Origin of the sequence: Actinoplanes sp. NPDC023801, from assembly GCF_040639655.1 — a bacterium.
In the GTDB taxonomy this organism is placed as follows: Bacteria; Actinomycetota; Actinomycetes; order Mycobacteriales; family Micromonosporaceae; genus Actinoplanes.
Genome location: NZ_JBFAAI010000034.1, coordinates 1 through 17,775 on the forward strand (window position 1 = coordinate 1; position 17,775 = coordinate 17,775).

The following is a 17,775-nucleotide window of genomic DNA, read 5'->3' on the forward strand; positions in this document are numbered from 1 at the left end:
ATCCGCGACGACATCCACGAAGCCCTGCTCAAACTCGGCTGCGCCCTCATCTGCTGGCGCCGCCTCCGAACCACAAAAAGTTAGGAGTTCTTAGTGGCTTGGCTCACATGCCGATTAACTGTGTGTGATGCGTTTGAACCGCTTGAGTATCAAACTCCGGCTGATCATGTGTGTGGTACTGATCGCTGGGATCTCGCTCTTGCTCGTCGCCACCGTCATCACCCGGCGTAACCTTTCTGAGGCTCGGGACTCCGGCTTCGCGTACGCCCAGGAGATCGGTGTCCGTAACGCGGCGCAGGTCCAGGCGCAGATGATGACGGCGATGGGCACCGCCCGGGATCTGGCCGCCGCGATGGCGTCCGAGTCGGCGTCCGGCGGGTCCGGTGGCCGGGCTCGGGCCAACACGCTGCTACGTACGCTCATGGATCGCCATCCCGCCTATTTCGGCGTGTGGACGGCCTGGGAACCGAACGCCTTCGACGGCCGGGACGCCCGGTTCCGTGGCAGCGACGAGCGGCACGACGCCTCGGGCCGGTTCGTGCCGTACTGGTACCGCGACGGGGGCTCGGTCAAGTCGACGGTGCTCACGTCGTACACGGAGGCCGGTGACGGCGACTACTACCTGATCACGCAGAAGTCCGGCAAGGAGAAGGTCCTGGAGCCCTACTCCTACCAGGTGGGCAGTGCCAGCGTGCTGATGACCTCGCTGGTGGCACCGATCGTGGTCGGCGGCCGTACGGTCGGGGCCACCGGCGTCGACCTGACCCTCGACGCCGTCTCCGCCGAACTGGCGCAGATCAGACCGTTCGGTACCGGTGACGCGATGCTGGTCAGCGCGACCGGTCTGCTTGTCGCCGGCGGCGACCCGGAACAGGCCGGCAAGCCGGCGGACGCCGCGGTGGCGGAACTGGCGGGGAACGCTGTCAGCAACGGGGCGCCGGCCCGCCGGGTGATCGACGGCGACGACGAGATGGTTCAGATCGCCGCACCGCTGGCGCTCGGCGAGACGGACACCTGGTCACTGATCGTGACCGTGCCGACCGCGACGATCCTCGAGTCGGCGAACGAGTCGCTGCGCATCAGTATGTGGATCACCGGCGCGGCGCTGCTGGTCGCGGCGTTGATCGCGCTGGCGGTCGCACGGTCGGTGGTCCGGCCGATCGAGCGGCTGCGGGACCGGATGGCGGAGATCGCCGACGGCGACGGGGATCTCACGCAGCGGGCCACGGTGCGCGGGAACGACGAGGTCGCGCAGCTGGCAACGGCGTTCAACCGGTTCGTGGAGAAGGTGGCGGCCACGGTACGCGGGATCGCCGGATCAGCCGCCGACGTGCAGGCCGCCGCGGACCGGCTCGCCGACGGCACGAACCGGCTCAGTGCGGACGTCGTGCACGTGTCCGACAACCTGGGTGCCGCGGCCGAGGCGACTCAGACGGTCAACAGCAGCGTGCAGTCGGTGGCGGCCGGTGCCGAAGAGATGAACGCGGCGATCGCGGAGATCGCCGGCAGCGCGGCACAGGCGGCGCGGGTCGCCGGCGACGCCCGGTCGGTGGCGGAGGGCACGAACGGGCAGGTCGCGCAACTCGGTACGGCAACCGAGGAGATCGGCGACGTGGTCCGGCTGATCACGTCGATCGCCGAGCAGACGAACCTGCTCGCGCTCAACGCCACCATCGAGGCGGCGCGGGCCGGGGAGACGGGCAAGGGTTTCGCGGTGGTGGCCGGTGAGGTGAAGGAGCTCGCCCAGCAGACCGCGCAGGCGACCGAGGAGATCACCGCGCGGATCACCGCGATCCAGACGATCAGCACCGCGGCGGCTACCGCCATCAACGAGATCGTGCAGGTCATCTCGACGATCGGGGACTACACGACGTCGATCGCGTCGGCCGTGGAGGAGCAGACCGCGACGACGAACGAGATGAGCCGCAGCGTCAACGAGGCGGCCGGCAACACGGGCCGGGTCACCGAGGCGATCTCGGACGTGGCCGATTCGGCGCGCAACGCGACGGCGAACGCCCGCAGCGGTCGGGACGCGGTCGGTGACCTCAACCGGCTGGCCGGCGAGATGACGGCGCTCGTCAACAACTTCCGGTACTGAGCCGGCCTCACCGGTCCCGGCCGGGCATTGCCGTGTCCCGGGCCGGCCGGGCCTGGCGCCGCACCGCGGTCGGGCTCATCCCCCACCAGCGGCGCGCGCAGCGGCTCAGCACGGCCTGTTCGGCGAACCCCAGCAGGCGGCTGATCTGGGTCAGGGGCATGTCGGTGGAGGTCAGATAGGCACGGGCGCGCGTACGGCGTACGTCATCAAGGATCCCGGCGAAGTTCTGATCCTCGGCGCCGAGCTGGCGCTGCAGGGTTCGCGGGTGCACGGCCAGGGCCCGGGCCACGTCGGCGAGCTCGACCGGGCCGGTGCCCAGCGACTGCGCCAGGACGGCGCGGACCCGTGCGGCCGGCCCGGTCCGCGGGTCGGGTGACTGGCGGGACAGGAACGCGAGAGCCAGACCGCGCAGGGTCGCGTCGACACCGGCGAGCGGCCGTTTCAGCAGGCTGGACGGCAACCTCAGCAGCGCCTGCGGGCGGCCGAACCGGACCGCGGCGCCGAACGCCTGCTCGTAACGGCCGGGCGGAGCGAGCGGGCGGTGCGGCAGGTCCACCGACCGCAGGCCGTACCCGTCACCGACCAGGAACCCGACGGCCCGGTGCACGAACAGCATGGTCATGTCGGTGGCCTGCGGCAGCGGCCGCACGCCGGGGCCGAACGAGTAGAGCAGAGCGGTCACGCCGGGAGCGCCGTCCGGGTCGGGCACCAGTGAGACGCTCAGGCCGCGGGCGTGCACGAACATGTAGCGCGACGTGCACTCGAGAGCGTCCGCGACCGACGGCGAGTGCTGGATGGCGACCGCGAGCGGGCCGAGCATGCTGAGTTCCTGGACCGACGCGACCCGCAGGCCGAGGTCCGGGCAGCCCAGCGCGGACGCGGCGATCTCCAGCACAGCGGCGAGGGCGGCGTCCTCCACCAGCAGGTCGTCGGCGTCGAGGGCTCCGTCGGGGAGACCGGCCTGCCGCGCGAAGGCGTCGGCGTCACCGCCCAGCGACTCGACGGTCTGCCGGAACTTCTGCAGGCCGGCCGACCGAACCAGGGACACGACACGAGAGTCACAGACGCCGGACGGCGGGGTCAAATCAGCGGCGGCGCCGGTCCCCGATCGCCCCGGCGGCGACCGTGATCACGACGAGCGCCAGGAACGCGACGAGCCCTTCGACCGGTGTCAGAGCGCCTCCAGGGTCCAGGTCTGGCCGATGACCTCATGGCCGAAGCCGGGATGCGGCTCCTCGCCGGTCAGGACGAACCCGGCGGCCTCGTAGATCTTGCGGGCCGAGGTCAGACCGTCGACGGTCCACAGTGTCACCCGTTCGTAGCCGCTCGCGCGGGCGAAGTCGAGGCACCGATCGACCAGGCGGCGACCGGCGCCGAGTCCCCGGGCGGCCTCGGTGACGACGAGGACCCGGAGTTTCGCGGTGCCGGGCCGGTCCGCGGCGACGAGCATGACGCAGCCGACCCGTTCGCCGTCGGCTTCGGCGATCCAGGCCGCTTCGCGGGCGGGATCGTGGGCGGTGGCGTAGTCGGCGACGATCCGCGCGACCAGGGCCTCGAATCCGGTGTTCCAGCCGAACTCGCGGTGGTAGACCTCGCCGTGCACCTGCACGATCCAGCCCAGGTCGCCCGGCTGGTCCGCCGGCCTGATCTCGAGATTCGCCGGCATGTGTCCCACCCTTCGACCTACTGAAACGACTGTTTCAGTGGCGGGTAGGCTACCGGGGTGCCCGAGAACCCGACAACCGTGTCCCCGCGGCGCCTCGAGCTGCTGGAGGCCGCCTACCGGTATGCGCTGGCACACGGCCTGGCCGGCCTGTCCCTGCGGCCGATGGCAGCTGCCATCGGTTCCAGCCCACGGGTGCTGATCTTCCTGTTCGGCAGCAAGGACGCCCTGGTCCGCGCCCTGCTGGAGCGGGCACGCCGCGACGAGCTGGCACTGCTGGACCGAGCGGGACAGCCCGGTGGGACCATCCCGATCGGGCTGTCGGCGGCGGTCGAGCGGCTGTGGTCGTGGCTGGCCACCGACGAGCACCGGCCGCTGTTGCGGCTCTGGGTCGAGGCGTACGCACGGTCGCTCGTCGAACCGGACGGCGCCTGGGCCGGGTTCGCGCGCGCCACGGTCGACGACTGGCTGAAGGTTCTGGCCGCCTGCCAGCCCGCCGGCGAACGGGACACCGCCGAGGGCGCGGCCCGCCGCACCCTGGCACTGACGGTGCTGCGCGGCGCCCTGCTCGATCTGCTGGCCACCGGCGACGCGGACCGGACCACCGCGGCCGTCCGCCTCGCGTCTGTCTCGTAGGTTCGAGTGCCGTCCCGGTGAACGGCCGCGACCAAAGCGCGGCCGGGCGGTGACCATGCCCGTTCCCGGTGCGAGGCAGGCGACGGTCAGCGCAGCAGCGCGCGCAGCCGGCCGAGGACGGTGTACTGGATGTCGGCGAAGGTGCGCTTCTCCCCGTCGGCGACCCAGACGGCGAACGCGTTCCGGAAGACGGTCACTGCCGACTCGGCGGCCAGGGCCGCACTGGTCGCGTCGATACCGCGGCCGGCAAGCGCCCGGGTCAGGGTGAACGCCAGCGACGACAGTTTGAGCAGCTCGCGCTCCTGCAGGGCGATGTTCGCGGCGATCACCGCCTGACGGGCCCGGGACCACGGCCGGCGCTCCTCCGGGCACAGCGTGGCAGCGCTGTCGAGAACACCGCTGATCAGTGCCATCGGGTCGTCACCGGTCTCCGGCAGGCCACCGAGGAAGATCCGCTCGAACTCGTTCTGGTCGACGAAGAGCACCTCACGCTTGCCGGCGAAGTGGCGGAAGAAGGTGCGTTCGGTGAGACCGGCGGCGGCCGCTATCTCGGCTACGGTCGTTCCGTCGTACCCCTGTGTGATGAAAAGGTCGAGGGCCGCCTCCCGCAGGCGCTCCGATGCCCCGCCCTGCCATCTCCCCATGATCCTCATCATAGTGATGTCAGGGACTGACATCGGCGGCCGCAGTCACGCCAGCCCCGAGATCAGTTCATCACGCCGACCGGCACTAGGCAGCAGCCGCGGGCTCCGTCGCCGGGCCGGGCCGCCGGGTGAGGACCTGCGGACCGCCGGCTGTGATGGCGACCGTGTGCTCGGAGTGGGCGGTACGGGAGCCGTCGGCGGAACGGATCGTCCAGCCGTCCTCGTCGAACCTGATCTTGTCGGTGCTGCGGCAGAACCAGGGCTCGATGGCGACGGTGAGCCCGGGATCGAGCCGCATGCCGCGACGGGGGCGCCCACTGTTGGCGACGTGCGGGTCCTCGTGCATGGTGCGGCCGATGCCGTGGCCGCCGAATTCGCCGTTCACGCCGTACCCGTACTCGCGGGCGACCTCGCCGATCGCCGCGGAGATGTCGCCGAGGCGGCCACCGGGCTGAGCCGCGACGATGGCGGCCTCGAGCGCGACCTCGGTGGCCTCGATCAGCTTCAGGTCCTCCGGGTCGGGCGTCCCGACGACGAAGGAGAGCGCGGAGTCGGCGACCCAGCCGTCGATGCCGACCGCCATGTCGATGCTGAGCAGGTCACCGTCGCGCAGCACGTAGTCGTGCGGCAAGCCGTGCAGCACGGCGTCGTTGACCGACAGGCACAGCACGTTACGGAACGGGCCGCGGCCGAACGACGGCGCGTAGTCCCAGTAGCACGACTCGGCGCCGCGCTCCTTGATCCGGCCACGCGCGTGGCGCTCGATGTCCATCAGGTTGACACCGACCGCGGCGACACCCTTCAGCTCGGCGAGAAGCTCGCCGACGAACTGGCCGGTCACCGCCATCCGGCCGATCTCCTCGGCGGACTTGAGCTCGATCACGACAGCCTCCCCTTCCCGGCTGGTACTTTAATACCGGTATTTTTATACCATGTCGGTTCCGGCCGCTCCGGAGGGATATCCTGCTCGCATGGTTCGCCAACCACTCACCGCCGAACAGATCGCAGCGGGCCAGCGGCTCGGAGCCGCTCTGCGGTCCGCGCGGGGCGGTCGCAGCCTCGTCGAGGTGGCCCTGGCAGCCGGTATCTCCCCCGAGACGCTGCGCAAGATCGAGACAGGCCGGCTACCGGCTCCGGCGTTCGGCATCGTCGTCTGCCTGAGCCAGGCCCTCGACGTCCCCCTCAACGACCTGGCCGATGTCTGGCTGGCGGCCGGCACCACGATCCGCCAGGCCTCCTGAAGCCCGCAGCGGCGCGCACGAACTCCGGCCGCCGGCCCGACCTCCGTCTACTCCCGCCCCAGGCCGGTCGCGCGCTCGAACGCCGCCTTGTCCGCCTCGGTGTACTCCCCGTTGAGCTCGGCGGCGGCCAGCGTCCGCGGATCCCACCCCGAAGCCAGCAACTCCTGCCACTGAGCGCCGTTCAGCGACAGCACCCGCAACGCGGGGAACGCGGCGATCGCGGTGACGTCCTCGACGACAGCTTCGGACAGATCCAGCCGGAGCAGGTGAGGATTCGCCGCCAGCCCGGCGACGCGGACCGGCTCCTCGTTACCGGAGAGGGTGAGAAAGGCCAGATGGGAGGCGTCGGCGAGCTTCTCCGGCTCGAAACGTGCCGCGTTCACGCTGACCAGCTCCACCGGTGCCCCGGCGGGCAGTTCGAGGTCGGCATGCGGTGCTTTCGAACGCACGTCGAACGCGCGGATCGCCCGTAGCGAGCTCAGCCCGGCCAGGTCACGCAGGCGCAACTCGCCCACGGCCCTCATGTGAACCGACTGCACCCGCGCCGGATCGGCCTCGGCGGCAACCAGGTCGGTCAGCAGCCGGTCCTCGAGATCCAGGATCCAGTCGGCGGCCGGTGGGACCCACGCGCCCGGATCGGTGAACCCGTCGAGGGGCCGGGGGTCCGCGAGCCGGGCCCGGATCAGATGGGTGAGCGACGGAGCGACGTACTGCGTGTCGTCCCGCCCGTACGCGAAGATCTGCCCATATCGGCCGCCCGGTGCCGGATCGAGATCGACGGCACCGAAGTTCATGGCGTAGTCACTGGCGAACGGGAGCCAGCGATCGTTGCCGGAGACGCGGCGGACCCGGCCGTACGGATGCAGCTCGTTGACGACCGGATCGTCGGTGAACAGGCCGGTCTCACCGTTGAACGTGAACTCGTCGACCTCGCCGTGCCATTCGACGATCTGCTCCAGCGAGACTGGCTTGAGGCTACCGGCGATCCCGGATTCGTAGTTGTCGTCGTGTACCTGCCGGTAGAAGGCTCGCAGATCCTCGGGCAGCCGGAGCCCGATCCGCGCCTCCGCGGCGGCGATCTCGGCCTCCGAGCAGCCGTCCCCCCACCTGGGCCTCTCGCCGTGCTCGGCCTCGTAGCGGGCGGCGAACGCCGCTACCAGGTCCTGGATCTCGGCCAGCACCCCGGGATCGGTGGGCCGTCCGTCATTGGCCACGGGCAGGGACCGGTGCGGGTCGGGCCACCGATGCCCCGGGTACCGGTACTCCGGATCGAACGTGGCCCGGACCGGGATGACGAAGTGGAGTCTCATGATCGCCGAGCATGTCATCGACAGTGGACCGGCGCTGTCCCTGCGCCCGGCCTACCGCGGTCACCAGTCGAGCGGCAGCGCATCGATGGCGTTGGTCAGCTCCCCGGCGAGCAGGGTGTGGTCGTTGAGGGACGGATGCCAGTCGCAGCCGAGCAGGTCGAGCGCGCTGCTGTAGTGCAGCGATCGGACACGGCTGTCGCCGGCGGCGGTGCGATCGGCGACGACCTGTTCGATCGAGTCGGCCATGGCCGTGGTGTTCCACAGGGTCGGGTAGGTCAGGATCAGGTGCGTGCGCGGACCGTACCGCTCCCGGAGTTTGCCGACGAAGCCCAGGTAGGCGGCCCGGTAGTCGGCGGCCAGCTCGTCGGCGGTCGCCCATTTCTCCCCGGCGTGCAGCGCGGTGGAGAAGTCGTTGATGCCCAGTCCGATCACCACGACCTGCGGTTTCCACGAGGCGGGGCGCGGCAGGGCGGTGCCGTCGACGGCCTGGAGGGTCCGGTCGTACCAGGTGCGGTAGTCGGTGCCGGGGTCCCCGCCGTCGTAGTTGCGCACCATGCCCCGGCCGGACCAGGCGTTGAGCTGGTAGTCGGCGCCGAGGCCGCGGGCGGTCAGCGCGCCGAAGGTCCGGTCGGCGTTGCTGTTGCGGTCGACGCCGCCGATCGCGCCGCAGTCCCGGCTCGTCGACATGTTGCCGTAGCCCGCGGTCCAGGAGTCGCCGATGAACTCGATCTGCCGGTTCCGGGCGGCCGGCGGGGCGAGGATCCGGCCGCCGTCGCCGGCGACGAACCCGCCGAACTGCCCGGCGGTCCAGGGGCTCTCGGTACGTTTGGCGACGCGCACGGTGTGCTCGCCCCGCCCCAGCCCGGTGATCCAGTGGGTGGCCCGCCCGGGGGTGACCAGGTTGACCGGCGGCCGGTCGTCGACGCGGAGCTCGTAGTCGTTGACCGCGTCGTCGAGGACGATTCCCACGCTGCCGCCCCGGAACCGGCCCTCGAAGTAGACGCCCGGCCAGGTGTACCGCACCGCCCCGGCCCGGTCGTCGACGCGCCCGGCGGTGTGTGCCCGCTCCAGGGGCCGGGTCTCCGGAGCGCCGGGGGCCACGGCCCGCCCGGTCGCCGCGGAGATCTTCCCGGTGCAGAGTCCGCGTTCACGCAGTTCGGCGACGACCCGCGGGACGGCCTGCACGGTGGCGGGCGGCCAGTCGTGCATGAGGATGACGTCACCGGCCCGCATGCCACGGGCTGCGGCGACGATCTCGTCCACGGTGGCGTTGTTCCAGTCCTTCGAGTCGGCGTCGGTGTTGATCTCGGTGAGCCGGTATCGCCGCTCGACGGCCCGCAGCGCGTCGTTCGTGTCGAGGTAGGGCGGCCGGAACAGGGTCGGCGTCACACCGGTGACCCGGCGGATGACGTCCTGGGTGCGGGCGATCTGGTCGGCCTGCTGGGCGGCGGTCAGCTGGGTCATGAACGGGTGGTCCCAGCTGTGGTTGCCGATCCACATCCCGGCCCTGACCTGGGCTCGGGCCAGCGCGGGGTGGGCCTCGACGTGTTGACCGGTGTTGAACATGGTGGCGCGGGCCCGGGCGGCGCGCAGCGCGCCCAGCAGGGCCTCGGTGTTGCCGGGGGTCGGCCCATCGTCGAAGGTGAGCGCCACGTATCCGGCACAGCCGCGGTCACCGGCACGGGCGGCCGTCGGCGCGGCGACGAGTCCGGTGAGGATCGAGAGAGCCACGAACCCGTGCAAATACGTACGCCGCATACCGTTCCTCCATACCGGGAGCGCTCCCAAACTCGCCCGAGCATACCGTCGTATCGCTTGTTATCAATGCTTACGAGCCGGCCGTGCCGACCAGACCCCGGCCACCGGACGACTCGACCAGATCCAGCCCGCCGACTACTGGCTGTGGGGGCTGGGTGCCGGCCTGACCGAGGACCCGGTGCGATGCCACCGGCTGATGACGGCCCTCGCCGGTGCCTCACCACGGACCGGCGCCCGACGGTGGAGCGGCTGTCTGATCATGGAGCCGCTGTCTGATCATTGAACAGTGACCGATTCTGATGCGCCGTCGTTCTCGCTGGCCACTCCCCCGCTGTTCGCCGCGCTGGCACCGGCCCGCCGGGTGCTGATCGCCGGCGCGGGCGGTGGCTTCGACGTCTACGCCGGTCTGCCGCTGGCGCTGGCGCTGTGGGACCGGGGCGTGGACGTACACCTGGCCAATCTGTCGTTCTCCGAACTGGAGCTGGTGGACCGTTCGGCGTGGGTGGACCGGCATGTGGTCGAAGTGACGCCGGAGACCGCCACCCCGGACTGGTACTTCCCGGAGGGCACGCTGGCGAAGTGGCTCGCCGCACACGATCTGCCGTCGACGGTGTACGCGTTCCCGCCGCTCGGTGTCCAGACCTTGCGCGACGCCTACCGGTACCTGATCGAGCGCCACGGCATCGACGCGATCGTGCTGGTCGACGGCGGCACCGACATCCTGATGCGCGGCGACGAGAACGGGATCGGCACCCCGGTCGAGGACCTGACCAGCGTCGGTGCGGTCGCCGGGATCGACCTGCCGATCAAACTGGTGACCTGTCTCGGGTTCGGCATCGACGCCTACCACGGTGTCAACCACGTGCAGGTGCTGGAGAACCTGGCGGCGCTCGACCGGCAGGGCGGTTACCTGGGCGCCCTGTCGATCCCCGGTGACAGCCGAGAGGCCCGGTGGTACCGCGAGGCGGTCGCCGACGCGCAGGCCGCCACGCCGCAGCGGCCCAGCATCGTGAACGGCCAGATCGCCGCCGCGATCGCCGGGGAGTTCGGTGACATTCAGTTCACCCGCCGCACCAGTGGCAGCGAACTGTTCGTCAACCCGCTGATGGCCGTCTACTTCACCGTCGACCTGGACAAGCTGGCCGCGCGCTGCCTTTACCTGGACCGGATCGAGCAGACCGTCGGCCGGCGACAGGTGATCACCCGGATCGAGAAGTTCCGCGACGAGGTCGAGACCCGGGTCCCGCGCGTCTACCCGCACTGAGAATGTCGCTGAGCGCGGGGACGATACGGTTTCGGCATGGCACGACGAGAAACCCCCGCGGCCGGGCCCGGCAGCCGCGCCCTGGTCGTGGACGTGATCCGCTCGGCCAGGTCGATCAGCCGGGTGGAGTTGGCCGAGGTGACCGGTCTGACCCAGCCGTCGATCTCCAACATCGTGCGGGTTCTCATCGACGACGGCGTGATCCACGAGACCGGTTCCGCCGACTCCGCCCGCGGCAAGCCCCGCATCCTGCTGTCGATCAACCCGTACAGCCGCTTCGGCATGGGTTTCCATCTCGGCGCCGAAACCCTGACATGCGTGGCCGTCGATCTGACCGGCGGCGTCGTGGGCCGTGAGGTGGTGCCGCTCGACAGCGGCGGTGACCTGACCGACCGGCTCACCACCCGGTTCGCCGACTTCACCGACGGACTCGACCTGCCGGTCAAACGCATCGAGGGCCTGGCCATCGTGGCACCGACCGCCCGTCCCGGACTCGAGTCGGCCGGACCCGACCTCGCCGCGGTCCGGGCCGGACTCGCCGAACGGCTGGGGATCCCGGTTTTGGTGGAGAACGACGCGGCGGCCGCCGCCCTCGGCGAGTTCTGGAGCCGCCGGGTGTCCCGGGAACAGGCGTTCGGCAGCGTGTACCTGTCCACCGGGATCGGAGCGGGCCTGGTGTTCGGGGGCGCGCTGTTCCGGGGCGCGAGCTTCGACGCCGGCGAACTGGGGCACCTGTCGATCCGCTACGACGGCCGGCCCTGCCCGTGCGGCAACCAGGGCTGCGTGGAGCGGTACGCCTCGATGGCGGCCGTGGTCGAGGACGCACGGCAGGATCCCCGGCTCGCCGGGCGGCTGGCGCTCGACGGGAGCGTGTCGTCGGCGTACGACGTCGTCGCCCGTGCCGCCGTCAACGGTGACCCGGATGCCTTCGCCCTGATCGACCGGGCTGCCACGCATCTGGCCGTAGCGGTGGCCTCGATGGTCAACCTGCTCGACCTGGGACGGCTCGTCCTCACCGGCCCGGCCGTAGCGAGCGCCGGTTCCATCTACGCCCGCCGGCTGCGCGCCCACCTGGCCCGGACCGCGCACGCCCGGAACCGCCACCCCATCGCGGTGGAGGTGTCCGCGCAGCCCAGGGATGCCGCGAGCATCGGCGCGGCGGCCCTCATGGTGCAGGCCGCCATCGCGCCGGGGCACACCACGAGCGCCCACTAACGTGATCAGGTCGGCACGATGAGTACGGAGGAATCGGTGGCAGAGGCGCAGCGGCGGGTCGGCCTGGTTCTGGCGCGGGCCTCACGGGTCCTCGGCGAGGAGCCGTTCTACCACGAATTCATCGAAGGGCTGGAGCGGGTGCTCACCCCGACCGGCGTGTCGGTGCTGGTCAAGGTGGTCACCGACCGGCAGGCCGAGAACGAGTCGTACGAACGGTGGGCCGAGCACCAGCGCGTCAGCGGCGTCATCCTGGTCGATCTGGCACCCGACGACGACCGGGTCGAACTGGTGAAACGGCTCGAACTGCCCGCCGTCGTGCTCGGCGCCCCGTCGACCGCGTTCGGGCTGCCGACGGTGTGGACCGACGACACCGACTACGCCCGGGAGGCGATCCGGTTCCTGGCCGATCGCGGGCACCGGGTGATCGGCCAGCTCAGCGGCCCGCTGTCGTTCGTCCACACGCAGCTGCGCCGCGACGGTGCGCGAACCGAGGCGGAGCAACTCGGCGTCACGCTGGTTCAGGCCGAGGGCGATTATTCGTACGAGTCGGGACGCGCCGGGGCCACCGAACTTCTCACCCGCCGGCCGACCGCGATCGTCTGCGACAACGACGTGATGGCGCTGGCCGTGCTCGACACACTGCGCGAGAACGACCTGGCCGTACCGGGCGACGTCTCGGTGGTGGCCTGGGACGACTCGGGGTTGTGCCAGCTCGCCGTCCCGGCCCTGTCGGCGATCAGCCACGACGTCGTGCGGATCGGGGAGATCGCCGCGAAGGCGATGCTCGACGCGATGGCCGGCGAACCGCCCGCTGTCTACCAGGCGCCGCCGGCCCACATCGTGGCCCGGGAGAGCACCAGCTGAAATCCGCCGGCACGCCGGTTGCCGCGTCCGCCCGCCGTGCCACCACCCACCGTGCCCGCCACCCGCCGCGCGCGCCGCCCGCCCGGCGTGTACCCGTACCAGCGGGTCTTTTTCTTAGATTATTAATCTAATGTTGACACGGTAGCAACGGCTGCCGCATGCTGGGCCGCATCGAAGAACCCCGTAGGTCCCCAACGGAGGTGAATGGTGCGAATCCCCCGTCCCGCCATCGCTCTGGCCAGCACACTCGTGCTGTTCGGCGCCGGCATCGTCTACACGGCCTCGACCGCCAACGCGTTCACGGCCACCTCGAAGTCGACGGTCATCAACTACCTGCGATCGATCACCGGCACGTCGATCGTCTCCGGGCAGCACAACAAGGAACCGGCGACCGCGCCGGGCGCGTACACCCAGCAGGTCAATGCGGTGACCGGGCAGTGGCCGGGCCTGTGGGGCGGCGAGATGATGTTCCGCTCCACCGACCAGGCCAACCGCCAGCGCGTCATCGACCAGGCCAAACAGGAGTGGGCCAACGGGTCGCTGGTGGCGCTCACCTGGCACGCCTGCTCGCCCACCGTCGGCGCCACCTGTGAGTTCGAGGGCGGCGTCAAGACCCGGATCACCGACGCCCAGTTCCAGCAGGTCGTCACCGGCGGCACCGCGCTGAACACCACGTGGCGCAGCCGGATGGCCGCGGTCGTGCCGTACCTGCGGCAGCTGCGGGACGCCGGAGTGCCGGTGCTGTGGCGGCCGTTCCACGAGATGAACGAGACGTGGAACTGGTGGGGCGGGCGGCCCGGCGCGAACGGCGGCGCCAAGATCTACCAGCAGATGAAGGACTACTTCGACAGTCAGGGCCTGACCAACCTGATCTGGGTGTGGAATGTCCAGGACAACCCGAACGCGAACTGGTCCCAGTACTACCCGGGCTCGAACTACGTCGACGTGGTGTCGCTTGACGTCTGGTACAAGAACCACCCGTCGTCCGGTGACTACTCGCAGATGCAGTCGATCGCGGCCGGCAAGCCGATCGCAATCGCCGAGATGGGCAAGGTGCCTAACGCGTCGCTGCTCACCTCGCAGCCGCGGTGGGCGTACTTCATGGTCTGGTCCGAGCAGTTGCGCGGTAACAACACCAACGCCGAGATCCAGGCGGCCTACTTCCATCCCCGGGTCCTGAACCAGGGCGAAGTCCGGTTCTGATCACGCTGACGCCCGTCCGGGGTGCCTCCCCGGGCGGGCACACCACATGCTGGGAGAACGTTCTGTCCACCGATAACCGGAAGTCCACCAACGACGGGACGTCCACCAACGACCGGGGGTCCACCGATTGGCTGTCCCGGGAGACCGGGCACCTGCTCGACTTCGGCCTCTGCTTCCCGCACCCTCTCGGCGGCGCCGCCTGGCTGACCGGCGACGGAACGCCCGATCTCGACCGCCCGATCTACACCTGGATCACCGCCCGGATGGCGCACGTCTACAGCCTCGGCGAACTGCTCGGCGTACCAGGATCCGGAGCCCTCGCCGACACGGCCCTGGCGGGGCTGACCGGAATCCTCCACGACCGGGACAACGGCGGCTGGCACCCGAGCATCGCCCCCGACGGCCGGCCCGCCGACGGGAAGTCCTGCTACGACCACGCGTTCGTGGTCCTCGCCGCCGCCTCCGCCACGCTCGCGCGACGACCCGGCGCGCAGGCCCTGCTCACCGAGGCCGCCGATACGCTCGTACACCGCTTCTGGGAACCGGACCACGGCATGTTCGCCGACGAGTGGGACACCGGCTGGCAGCGACTCGACGGGTACCGGGGACTCAACGCCAACATGCACGCGGTCGAGGCCATGCTCGCCGCGTTCGACGCCACCGGGCGGCAGGAGTACCTGCAGCGTGCGCTGGCCGTCACCGGACGTACCGCCGACCTGGCACAGCGACATGGCCGGCGACTGCCGGAACACTTCGACGAGCACTGGAACCCGCGCCTCGAACACCACCTCGACCGGCCGCACGATCCGTTCAAGCCGTACGGCGCCACGGTCGGCCACGCTCTGGAATGGTCACGGCTCATCCTCCACCTCGAGGCGGCCCTGGCCGGTTCGGCACCGGACTGGATGCTTCCCGCCGCGACAGCGCTCTTCGCGCAGGCGGTGCGGGACGGCTGGGCGGCCGACGGCAGGCCCGTTTTCGTCTACACCACCGATTGGGACGGCAAGCCGGTCGTACGCCAGCGCATGCACTGGGTCGTCGCGGAGGCCGTCGCGGCAGCGGGCGCCCTGCACACCCGTACCGGCGACGAACAGTACGCGTCCTGGCTGCGCACCTGGTGCTCGCACGTGCGCGAGCACTTCGTGGACCTCCGGCACGGATCGTGGTGGCACGAGCTGGACCCCGGTAACCGGCCAGCCGCGTCGACCTGGGCGGGCAAGCCCGACCTGTACCACGCCGTGCAGGCCACACTGATCCCCCGCGCCCCGCTGACGGCCGGTCTCGCGGCCGCGTGTGCCTTGATGGGAGCCGCACAGTGAGACCGTTCCTCATCATCGGCGAGTCCATCCTGGACGTCATCGAGGGCTCCGGGACACGCCGCGCACTGCCCGGTGGCAGTCCCGCGAACGTCGCCGCCGGCCTGGGCCGCCTGGGCCACGACGTCGGCCTGTGGACCCATCTCGGTGCCGATCCGGCCGGTGATCTGTTGCGCGACCACCTCACCGCATCCGGTGTGCGCCTGCTCGCGCCGATCACCGGCGTGACCTCGCAGGCACGTGCCGAGATCCAGCCCGACGGCTCCGCACGGTACGCCTTCGCCGTCGAGTGGCCCCGCTGGCCGGACGGTCCGGCGGCCACCGAGACCGCAATCCACCTGCACACCGGCTCGATCGCCGCGCTTCTGGAGCCGGGTGCCGGCGACGTGGGGAAGCTGCTCAGCGAACGCCGCGCCATCACGACGATCAGCTACGACCCCAACATCCGGCCGGCGCTGGCCGGCGAGCCGGACGCCTGCCGTGCCCGGGTCGAAGCCCTCGTCGCGGTCAGTGACGTCGTGAAGGCCAGCGACGAGGACCTGGAGTGGCTCTACCCGGGTATTCCGGCACTCGACGTGGCCCGGCGCTGGCAGGCGTCCGGACCGGCGCTGGTGGGCGTGACCCTCGGCGCGCACGGCGCGTTCGCCGTGACCGGCAACGCCCACGTGGTGGTCCCGCCGGTCAAAGTCACCGTCGCCGACACCGTGGGTGCCGGCGACTCGTTCATGTCCGGCCTGCTCGACGCGCTGCGGGAGCGGCACCTGCTCGGCGCCGGGGCCCGCCCGCGACTGCGTGCCGTCACCGCCGGCGACCTCGGCCGGGTCCTGTCGCACGCGGCCCTCGTCGCCGCGATCACCGTCTCCCGTGCCGGGGCGGCACCGCCCACCCGAGAGGAACTACCGGTATGAAACGGCTCATGGTCTGCGCCGTCACCGCACTGTCGGCGGCCGTACCGGCCGCACCGGCCGCTCAGGCGTCGGCCACCTGCGGTCAGCCTCCTGGCCGGCACACCGTTCCGGTCACCTTTCAGGGCCGGCAGTATCCGGTGGACGTCCACGTCCCGGCCGGGGTCCGGCCCGGCACACGCCTGCCGGCGGTCCTCAACCTGCACGGAACTCAGAGCACCGGCGCCGGCCAACTCGAATACAGCAACATGAGGCCGGCTGACCATCTGGTGCTGGCGCCCACCGGAGTGATCCCCGCCGGCAGCGGCTACGGCTGGAACGTCCCCGGTGCCGGCACCCCACCCGCCGGTGCTCGCGACGACGTGGCCTTCCTCGAGCAGGTCATCGCCACGGCTGTCACCTCGCTGTGTGCGGACCCGGCTACTCCGGCGGCGGCCGCATGATCTCGGCGTTCGCGTGTGCCCGCCCGGAGAGGATCGCGGCGATCGCCCCGGTCGCCGGACTCCGGGCCGGCCGCCCGGCCCCCCGGAACCCCGGAGAGCCGGACCCGTCATCGTGTACGCCCGGACGTCCCGTTCCGGTGCTCGCCTTCCACGGCGAGCAGGACGGGACGAACCCGTTCGCCGGTGGCGGCTCCGTCTACTGGGGATACTCGGTACCCGCGGCTCAGCGACGATGGGCGCGGATCAACGGGTGCGCGCCCGAGCCGCGTACCACCGCGGTCACCGCACAGGTCTCGAAGATCTCGTACCGCTCGTGCCGCCGTGGCGCGGAGGTGACGCTGTACCGGATCGCCGACGGTGGCCACACCTGGCCCGGCACCCCGATCGACAACGGCAACGGCACGGTCAGCCACGACATCGACGCGAACCGGGTGATGTGGCGCTTCTTCCGGCGCCATCACCTCTGACCCGCCGGGGCACGGCCCGCATTGACAGCCGATGTTTTGATCATGCGAGCCGACACACCCCGGGAGCAGACGATCTTTTTCTTCGCAGGCGAACGCGCCGGCCTCAGGAAGCCGCGATCCGCACTGGCCGGATTCCGGGCCCTGCTGGCCGGTGGCGCCCTGCTCACAGCGCTGACCGTGGTGCTCCGGCCGGCCCTGGACGTACGCGGCTGCTCGAACTACGGCGGCAACGGCAACGGCACCGCGTTCCACGACCAGATCTGGGACCTCAACTACCCGCTGCTGCTGCTCGTCTGGATGTCGTCGGTCGTCGTGGAACAGCTGCACCCGGCCACCTGGAACGGCCGCCGGGCGGGGCCGATCATCGCGCGGGCTCTGCTCGCCGTCATGATCGCAGTGATCGTCTCGTGCGGCGCGGCCTTCAAGCTGCTCCTGCTCTGCCGCTAGATTCGGTGCCGGCCCGTCACGTACGGCATGATCGGCGGATGGGCACCGGGGAGGGCATGCGGCGGTTTCTGGGCGACGGCTGGTCGATCGAGCTGCCCGCGACCTGGACGCCGGAGCGAACCACGGACGGTGTCTGCGTGTGGCGCGCGCCCGGCCGCACCGGGCGAGTCTCGCCGGGAGATCTGTGGAGGTGCGCCGACGGCGCGGGCACCGGCGATCCGGGCTGGGCCTTCGACGCCTGGCGTTCGGTGGCTCGATCCGCCGTCGGCGACCAGCCGGATCAGGGGCGTTCGTAGACGAC

General features: G+C 70.9%; 19 protein-coding genes. 13 read left to right on the forward strand and 6 right to left on the reverse strand.

Translation table 11 applies throughout. From position 1 onward, the window contains the following. The first annotated feature begins 142 nt into the window (after positions 1 to 142). Positions 143 to 2,098, forward strand: coding sequence for a methyl-accepting chemotaxis protein (locus tag AB0G04_RS37765; RefSeq protein WP_360993334.1), 1,956 nt, complete (start codon positions 143 to 145; stop codon positions 2,096 to 2,098). Between the two features lie 7 nt (positions 2,099 to 2,105). On the opposite strand, the gene AB0G04_RS37770 is transcribed toward AB0G04_RS37765, so the two are convergent. Both AB0G04_RS37770 and AB0G04_RS37775 read right to left on the reverse strand, forming a co-directional pair. Further along, positions 2,106 to 3,146 carry an AraC family transcriptional regulator gene (locus AB0G04_RS37770; protein ID WP_360993337.1) on the reverse strand — a complete coding sequence of 347 codons (1,041 nt, stop codon included), beginning with the start codon at positions 3,144 to 3,146 and terminating at the stop codon, positions 2,106 to 2,108. A gap of 123 nt (positions 3,147 to 3,269) precedes the next feature. Next, positions 3,270 to 3,764 carry a GNAT family N-acetyltransferase gene (locus AB0G04_RS37775; RefSeq protein WP_360993340.1) on the reverse strand — a complete coding sequence of 165 codons (495 nt, stop codon included), beginning with the start codon at positions 3,762 to 3,764 and terminating at the stop codon, positions 3,270 to 3,272. A gap of 57 nt (positions 3,765 to 3,821) precedes the next feature. Here AB0G04_RS37775 and AB0G04_RS37780 point away from each other — a divergent pair, with 57 nt between their 5' ends. After that, the gene (locus tag AB0G04_RS37780; protein ID WP_360993343.1) at positions 3,822 to 4,397 is read left to right on the forward strand and encodes a TetR/AcrR family transcriptional regulator; all 576 of its coding nucleotides are present in this window, start codon (positions 3,822 to 3,824) and stop codon (positions 4,395 to 4,397) included. Between the two features lie 86 nt (positions 4,398 to 4,483). On the opposite strand, the gene AB0G04_RS37785 is transcribed toward AB0G04_RS37780, so the two are convergent. Further along, complete coding sequence (locus AB0G04_RS37785; RefSeq protein ID WP_360993345.1) at positions 4,484 to 5,041, reverse strand: helix-turn-helix domain-containing protein; 558 nt, start codon at positions 5,039 to 5,041, stop codon at positions 4,484 to 4,486. An 85-nt stretch (positions 5,042 to 5,126) separates the two neighbouring features. Beyond that, complete coding sequence (map, locus tag AB0G04_RS37790; protein WP_360993348.1) at positions 5,127 to 5,924, reverse strand: type I methionyl aminopeptidase; 798 nt, start codon at positions 5,922 to 5,924, stop codon at positions 5,127 to 5,129. 88 nt (positions 5,925 to 6,012) lie between these two features. On the opposite strand from map, the gene AB0G04_RS37795 reads away from it, so the two are divergent. Then, on the forward strand, positions 6,013 to 6,282 hold the full coding sequence (locus tag AB0G04_RS37795; RefSeq protein WP_360993351.1) for a helix-turn-helix transcriptional regulator: 270 nt from the start codon (positions 6,013 to 6,015) through the stop codon (positions 6,280 to 6,282). Positions 6,283 to 6,329: 47 nt separating this feature from the next. Here AB0G04_RS37795 and AB0G04_RS37800 read toward each other — a convergent pair whose 3' ends face one another. Both AB0G04_RS37800 and AB0G04_RS37805 read right to left on the reverse strand, forming a co-directional pair. Further along, positions 6,330 to 7,592, reverse strand: a complete 1,263-nt coding sequence (locus AB0G04_RS37800; RefSeq protein WP_360993354.1) for an SMI1/KNR4 family protein — start codon at positions 7,590 to 7,592, stop codon at positions 6,330 to 6,332. Positions 7,593 to 7,652: 60 nt separating this feature from the next. Beyond that, entirely contained in the window at positions 7,653 to 9,350 is a 1,698-nt protein-coding gene (locus AB0G04_RS37805) for a polysaccharide deacetylase family protein (RefSeq protein WP_360993356.1), read from the reverse strand. Positions 9,351 to 9,636: 286 nt separating this feature from the next. Between AB0G04_RS37805 and AB0G04_RS37810 the strand changes: the two genes are divergently transcribed. From AB0G04_RS37810 to AB0G04_RS37855, 10 genes are all read left to right on the forward strand, one after another. Continuing rightward, complete coding sequence (locus AB0G04_RS37810) at positions 9,637 to 10,614, forward strand: DUF1152 domain-containing protein (protein ID WP_360993359.1); 978 nt, start codon at positions 9,637 to 9,639, stop codon at positions 10,612 to 10,614. Positions 10,615 to 10,650: 36 nt separating this feature from the next. Next, a complete protein-coding gene (locus tag AB0G04_RS37815; RefSeq protein ID WP_360993360.1) occupies positions 10,651 to 11,829 on the forward strand; it encodes an ROK family transcriptional regulator in 1,179 nt (392 codons plus the stop codon). A gap of 18 nt (positions 11,830 to 11,847) precedes the next feature. Next, entirely contained in the window at positions 11,848 to 12,693 is an 846-nt protein-coding gene (locus AB0G04_RS37820) for a substrate-binding domain-containing protein (RefSeq protein ID WP_360993363.1), read from the forward strand. A gap of 204 nt (positions 12,694 to 12,897) precedes the next feature. Next, the gene (locus AB0G04_RS37825) at positions 12,898 to 13,896 is read left to right on the forward strand and encodes a glycosyl hydrolase (protein ID WP_360993365.1); all 999 of its coding nucleotides are present in this window, start codon (positions 12,898 to 12,900) and stop codon (positions 13,894 to 13,896) included. A gap of 152 nt (positions 13,897 to 14,048) precedes the next feature. Next, entirely contained in the window at positions 14,049 to 15,215 is a 1,167-nt protein-coding gene (locus AB0G04_RS37830; protein WP_360993590.1) for an AGE family epimerase/isomerase, read from the forward strand. Next, complete coding sequence (locus tag AB0G04_RS37835; protein WP_360993368.1) at positions 15,212 to 16,120, forward strand: PfkB family carbohydrate kinase; 909 nt, start codon at positions 15,212 to 15,214, stop codon at positions 16,118 to 16,120. The genes AB0G04_RS37830 and AB0G04_RS37835 overlap by 4 nt, the downstream gene beginning before the upstream one ends. Then, positions 16,117 to 16,560 carry a hypothetical protein gene (locus tag AB0G04_RS37840; protein WP_360993371.1) on the forward strand — a complete coding sequence of 148 codons (444 nt, stop codon included), beginning with the start codon at positions 16,117 to 16,119 and terminating at the stop codon, positions 16,558 to 16,560. Before AB0G04_RS37835 ends, AB0G04_RS37840 begins: the two co-directional genes overlap by 4 nt. Further along, positions 16,557 to 17,027, forward strand: coding sequence for a hypothetical protein (locus AB0G04_RS37845; protein WP_360993374.1), 471 nt, complete (start codon positions 16,557 to 16,559; stop codon positions 17,025 to 17,027). The genes AB0G04_RS37840 and AB0G04_RS37845 overlap by 4 nt, the downstream gene beginning before the upstream one ends. Positions 17,028 to 17,069: 42 nt before the next feature. Further along, positions 17,070 to 17,474, forward strand: a complete 405-nt coding sequence (locus AB0G04_RS37850) for a hypothetical protein (RefSeq protein WP_360993377.1) — start codon at positions 17,070 to 17,072, stop codon at positions 17,472 to 17,474. A 38-nt stretch (positions 17,475 to 17,512) separates the two neighbouring features. Next, on the forward strand, positions 17,513 to 17,770 hold the full coding sequence (locus AB0G04_RS37855; protein WP_360993380.1) for a hypothetical protein: 258 nt from the start codon (positions 17,513 to 17,515) through the stop codon (positions 17,768 to 17,770). Positions 17,771 to 17,775 lie beyond the last annotated feature (5 nt).

Coding starts and splice junctions, on each gene's coding strand:
- AB0G04_RS37805 (WP_360993356.1), bottom strand. CDS start 9,350: ATGCGGCGTACGTATTTGCACGGGTTCGTGGCTCTCTCGATCCTCACC.
- AB0G04_RS37800 (WP_360993354.1), bottom strand. CDS start 7,592: ATGAGACTCCACTTCGTCATCCCGGTCCGGGCCACGTTCGATCCGGAG.
- AB0G04_RS37785 (WP_360993345.1), bottom strand. CDS start 5,041: ATGGGGAGATGGCAGGGCGGGGCATCGGAGCGCCTGCGGGAGGCGGCC.
- AB0G04_RS37775 (WP_360993340.1), bottom strand. CDS start 3,764: ATGCCGGCGAATCTCGAGATCAGGCCGGCGGACCAGCCGGGCGACCTG.
- AB0G04_RS37815 (WP_360993360.1), top strand. CDS start 10,651: ATGGCACGACGAGAAACCCCCGCGGCCGGGCCCGGCAGCCGCGCCCTG.
- AB0G04_RS37850 (WP_360993377.1), top strand. CDS start 17,070: ATGCGAGCCGACACACCCCGGGAGCAGACGATCTTTTTCTTCGCAGGC.
- AB0G04_RS37855 (WP_360993380.1), top strand. CDS start 17,513: ATGGGCACCGGGGAGGGCATGCGGCGGTTTCTGGGCGACGGCTGGTCG.
- AB0G04_RS37845 (WP_360993374.1), top strand. CDS start 16,557: ATGATCTCGGCGTTCGCGTGTGCCCGCCCGGAGAGGATCGCGGCGATC.
- AB0G04_RS37825 (WP_360993365.1), top strand. CDS start 12,898: ATGGTGCGAATCCCCCGTCCCGCCATCGCTCTGGCCAGCACACTCGTG.
- AB0G04_RS37840 (WP_360993371.1), top strand. CDS start 16,117: ATGAAACGGCTCATGGTCTGCGCCGTCACCGCACTGTCGGCGGCCGTA.
- AB0G04_RS37820 (WP_360993363.1), top strand. CDS start 11,848: ATGAGTACGGAGGAATCGGTGGCAGAGGCGCAGCGGCGGGTCGGCCTG.
- AB0G04_RS37795 (WP_360993351.1), top strand. CDS start 6,013: ATGGTTCGCCAACCACTCACCGCCGAACAGATCGCAGCGGGCCAGCGG.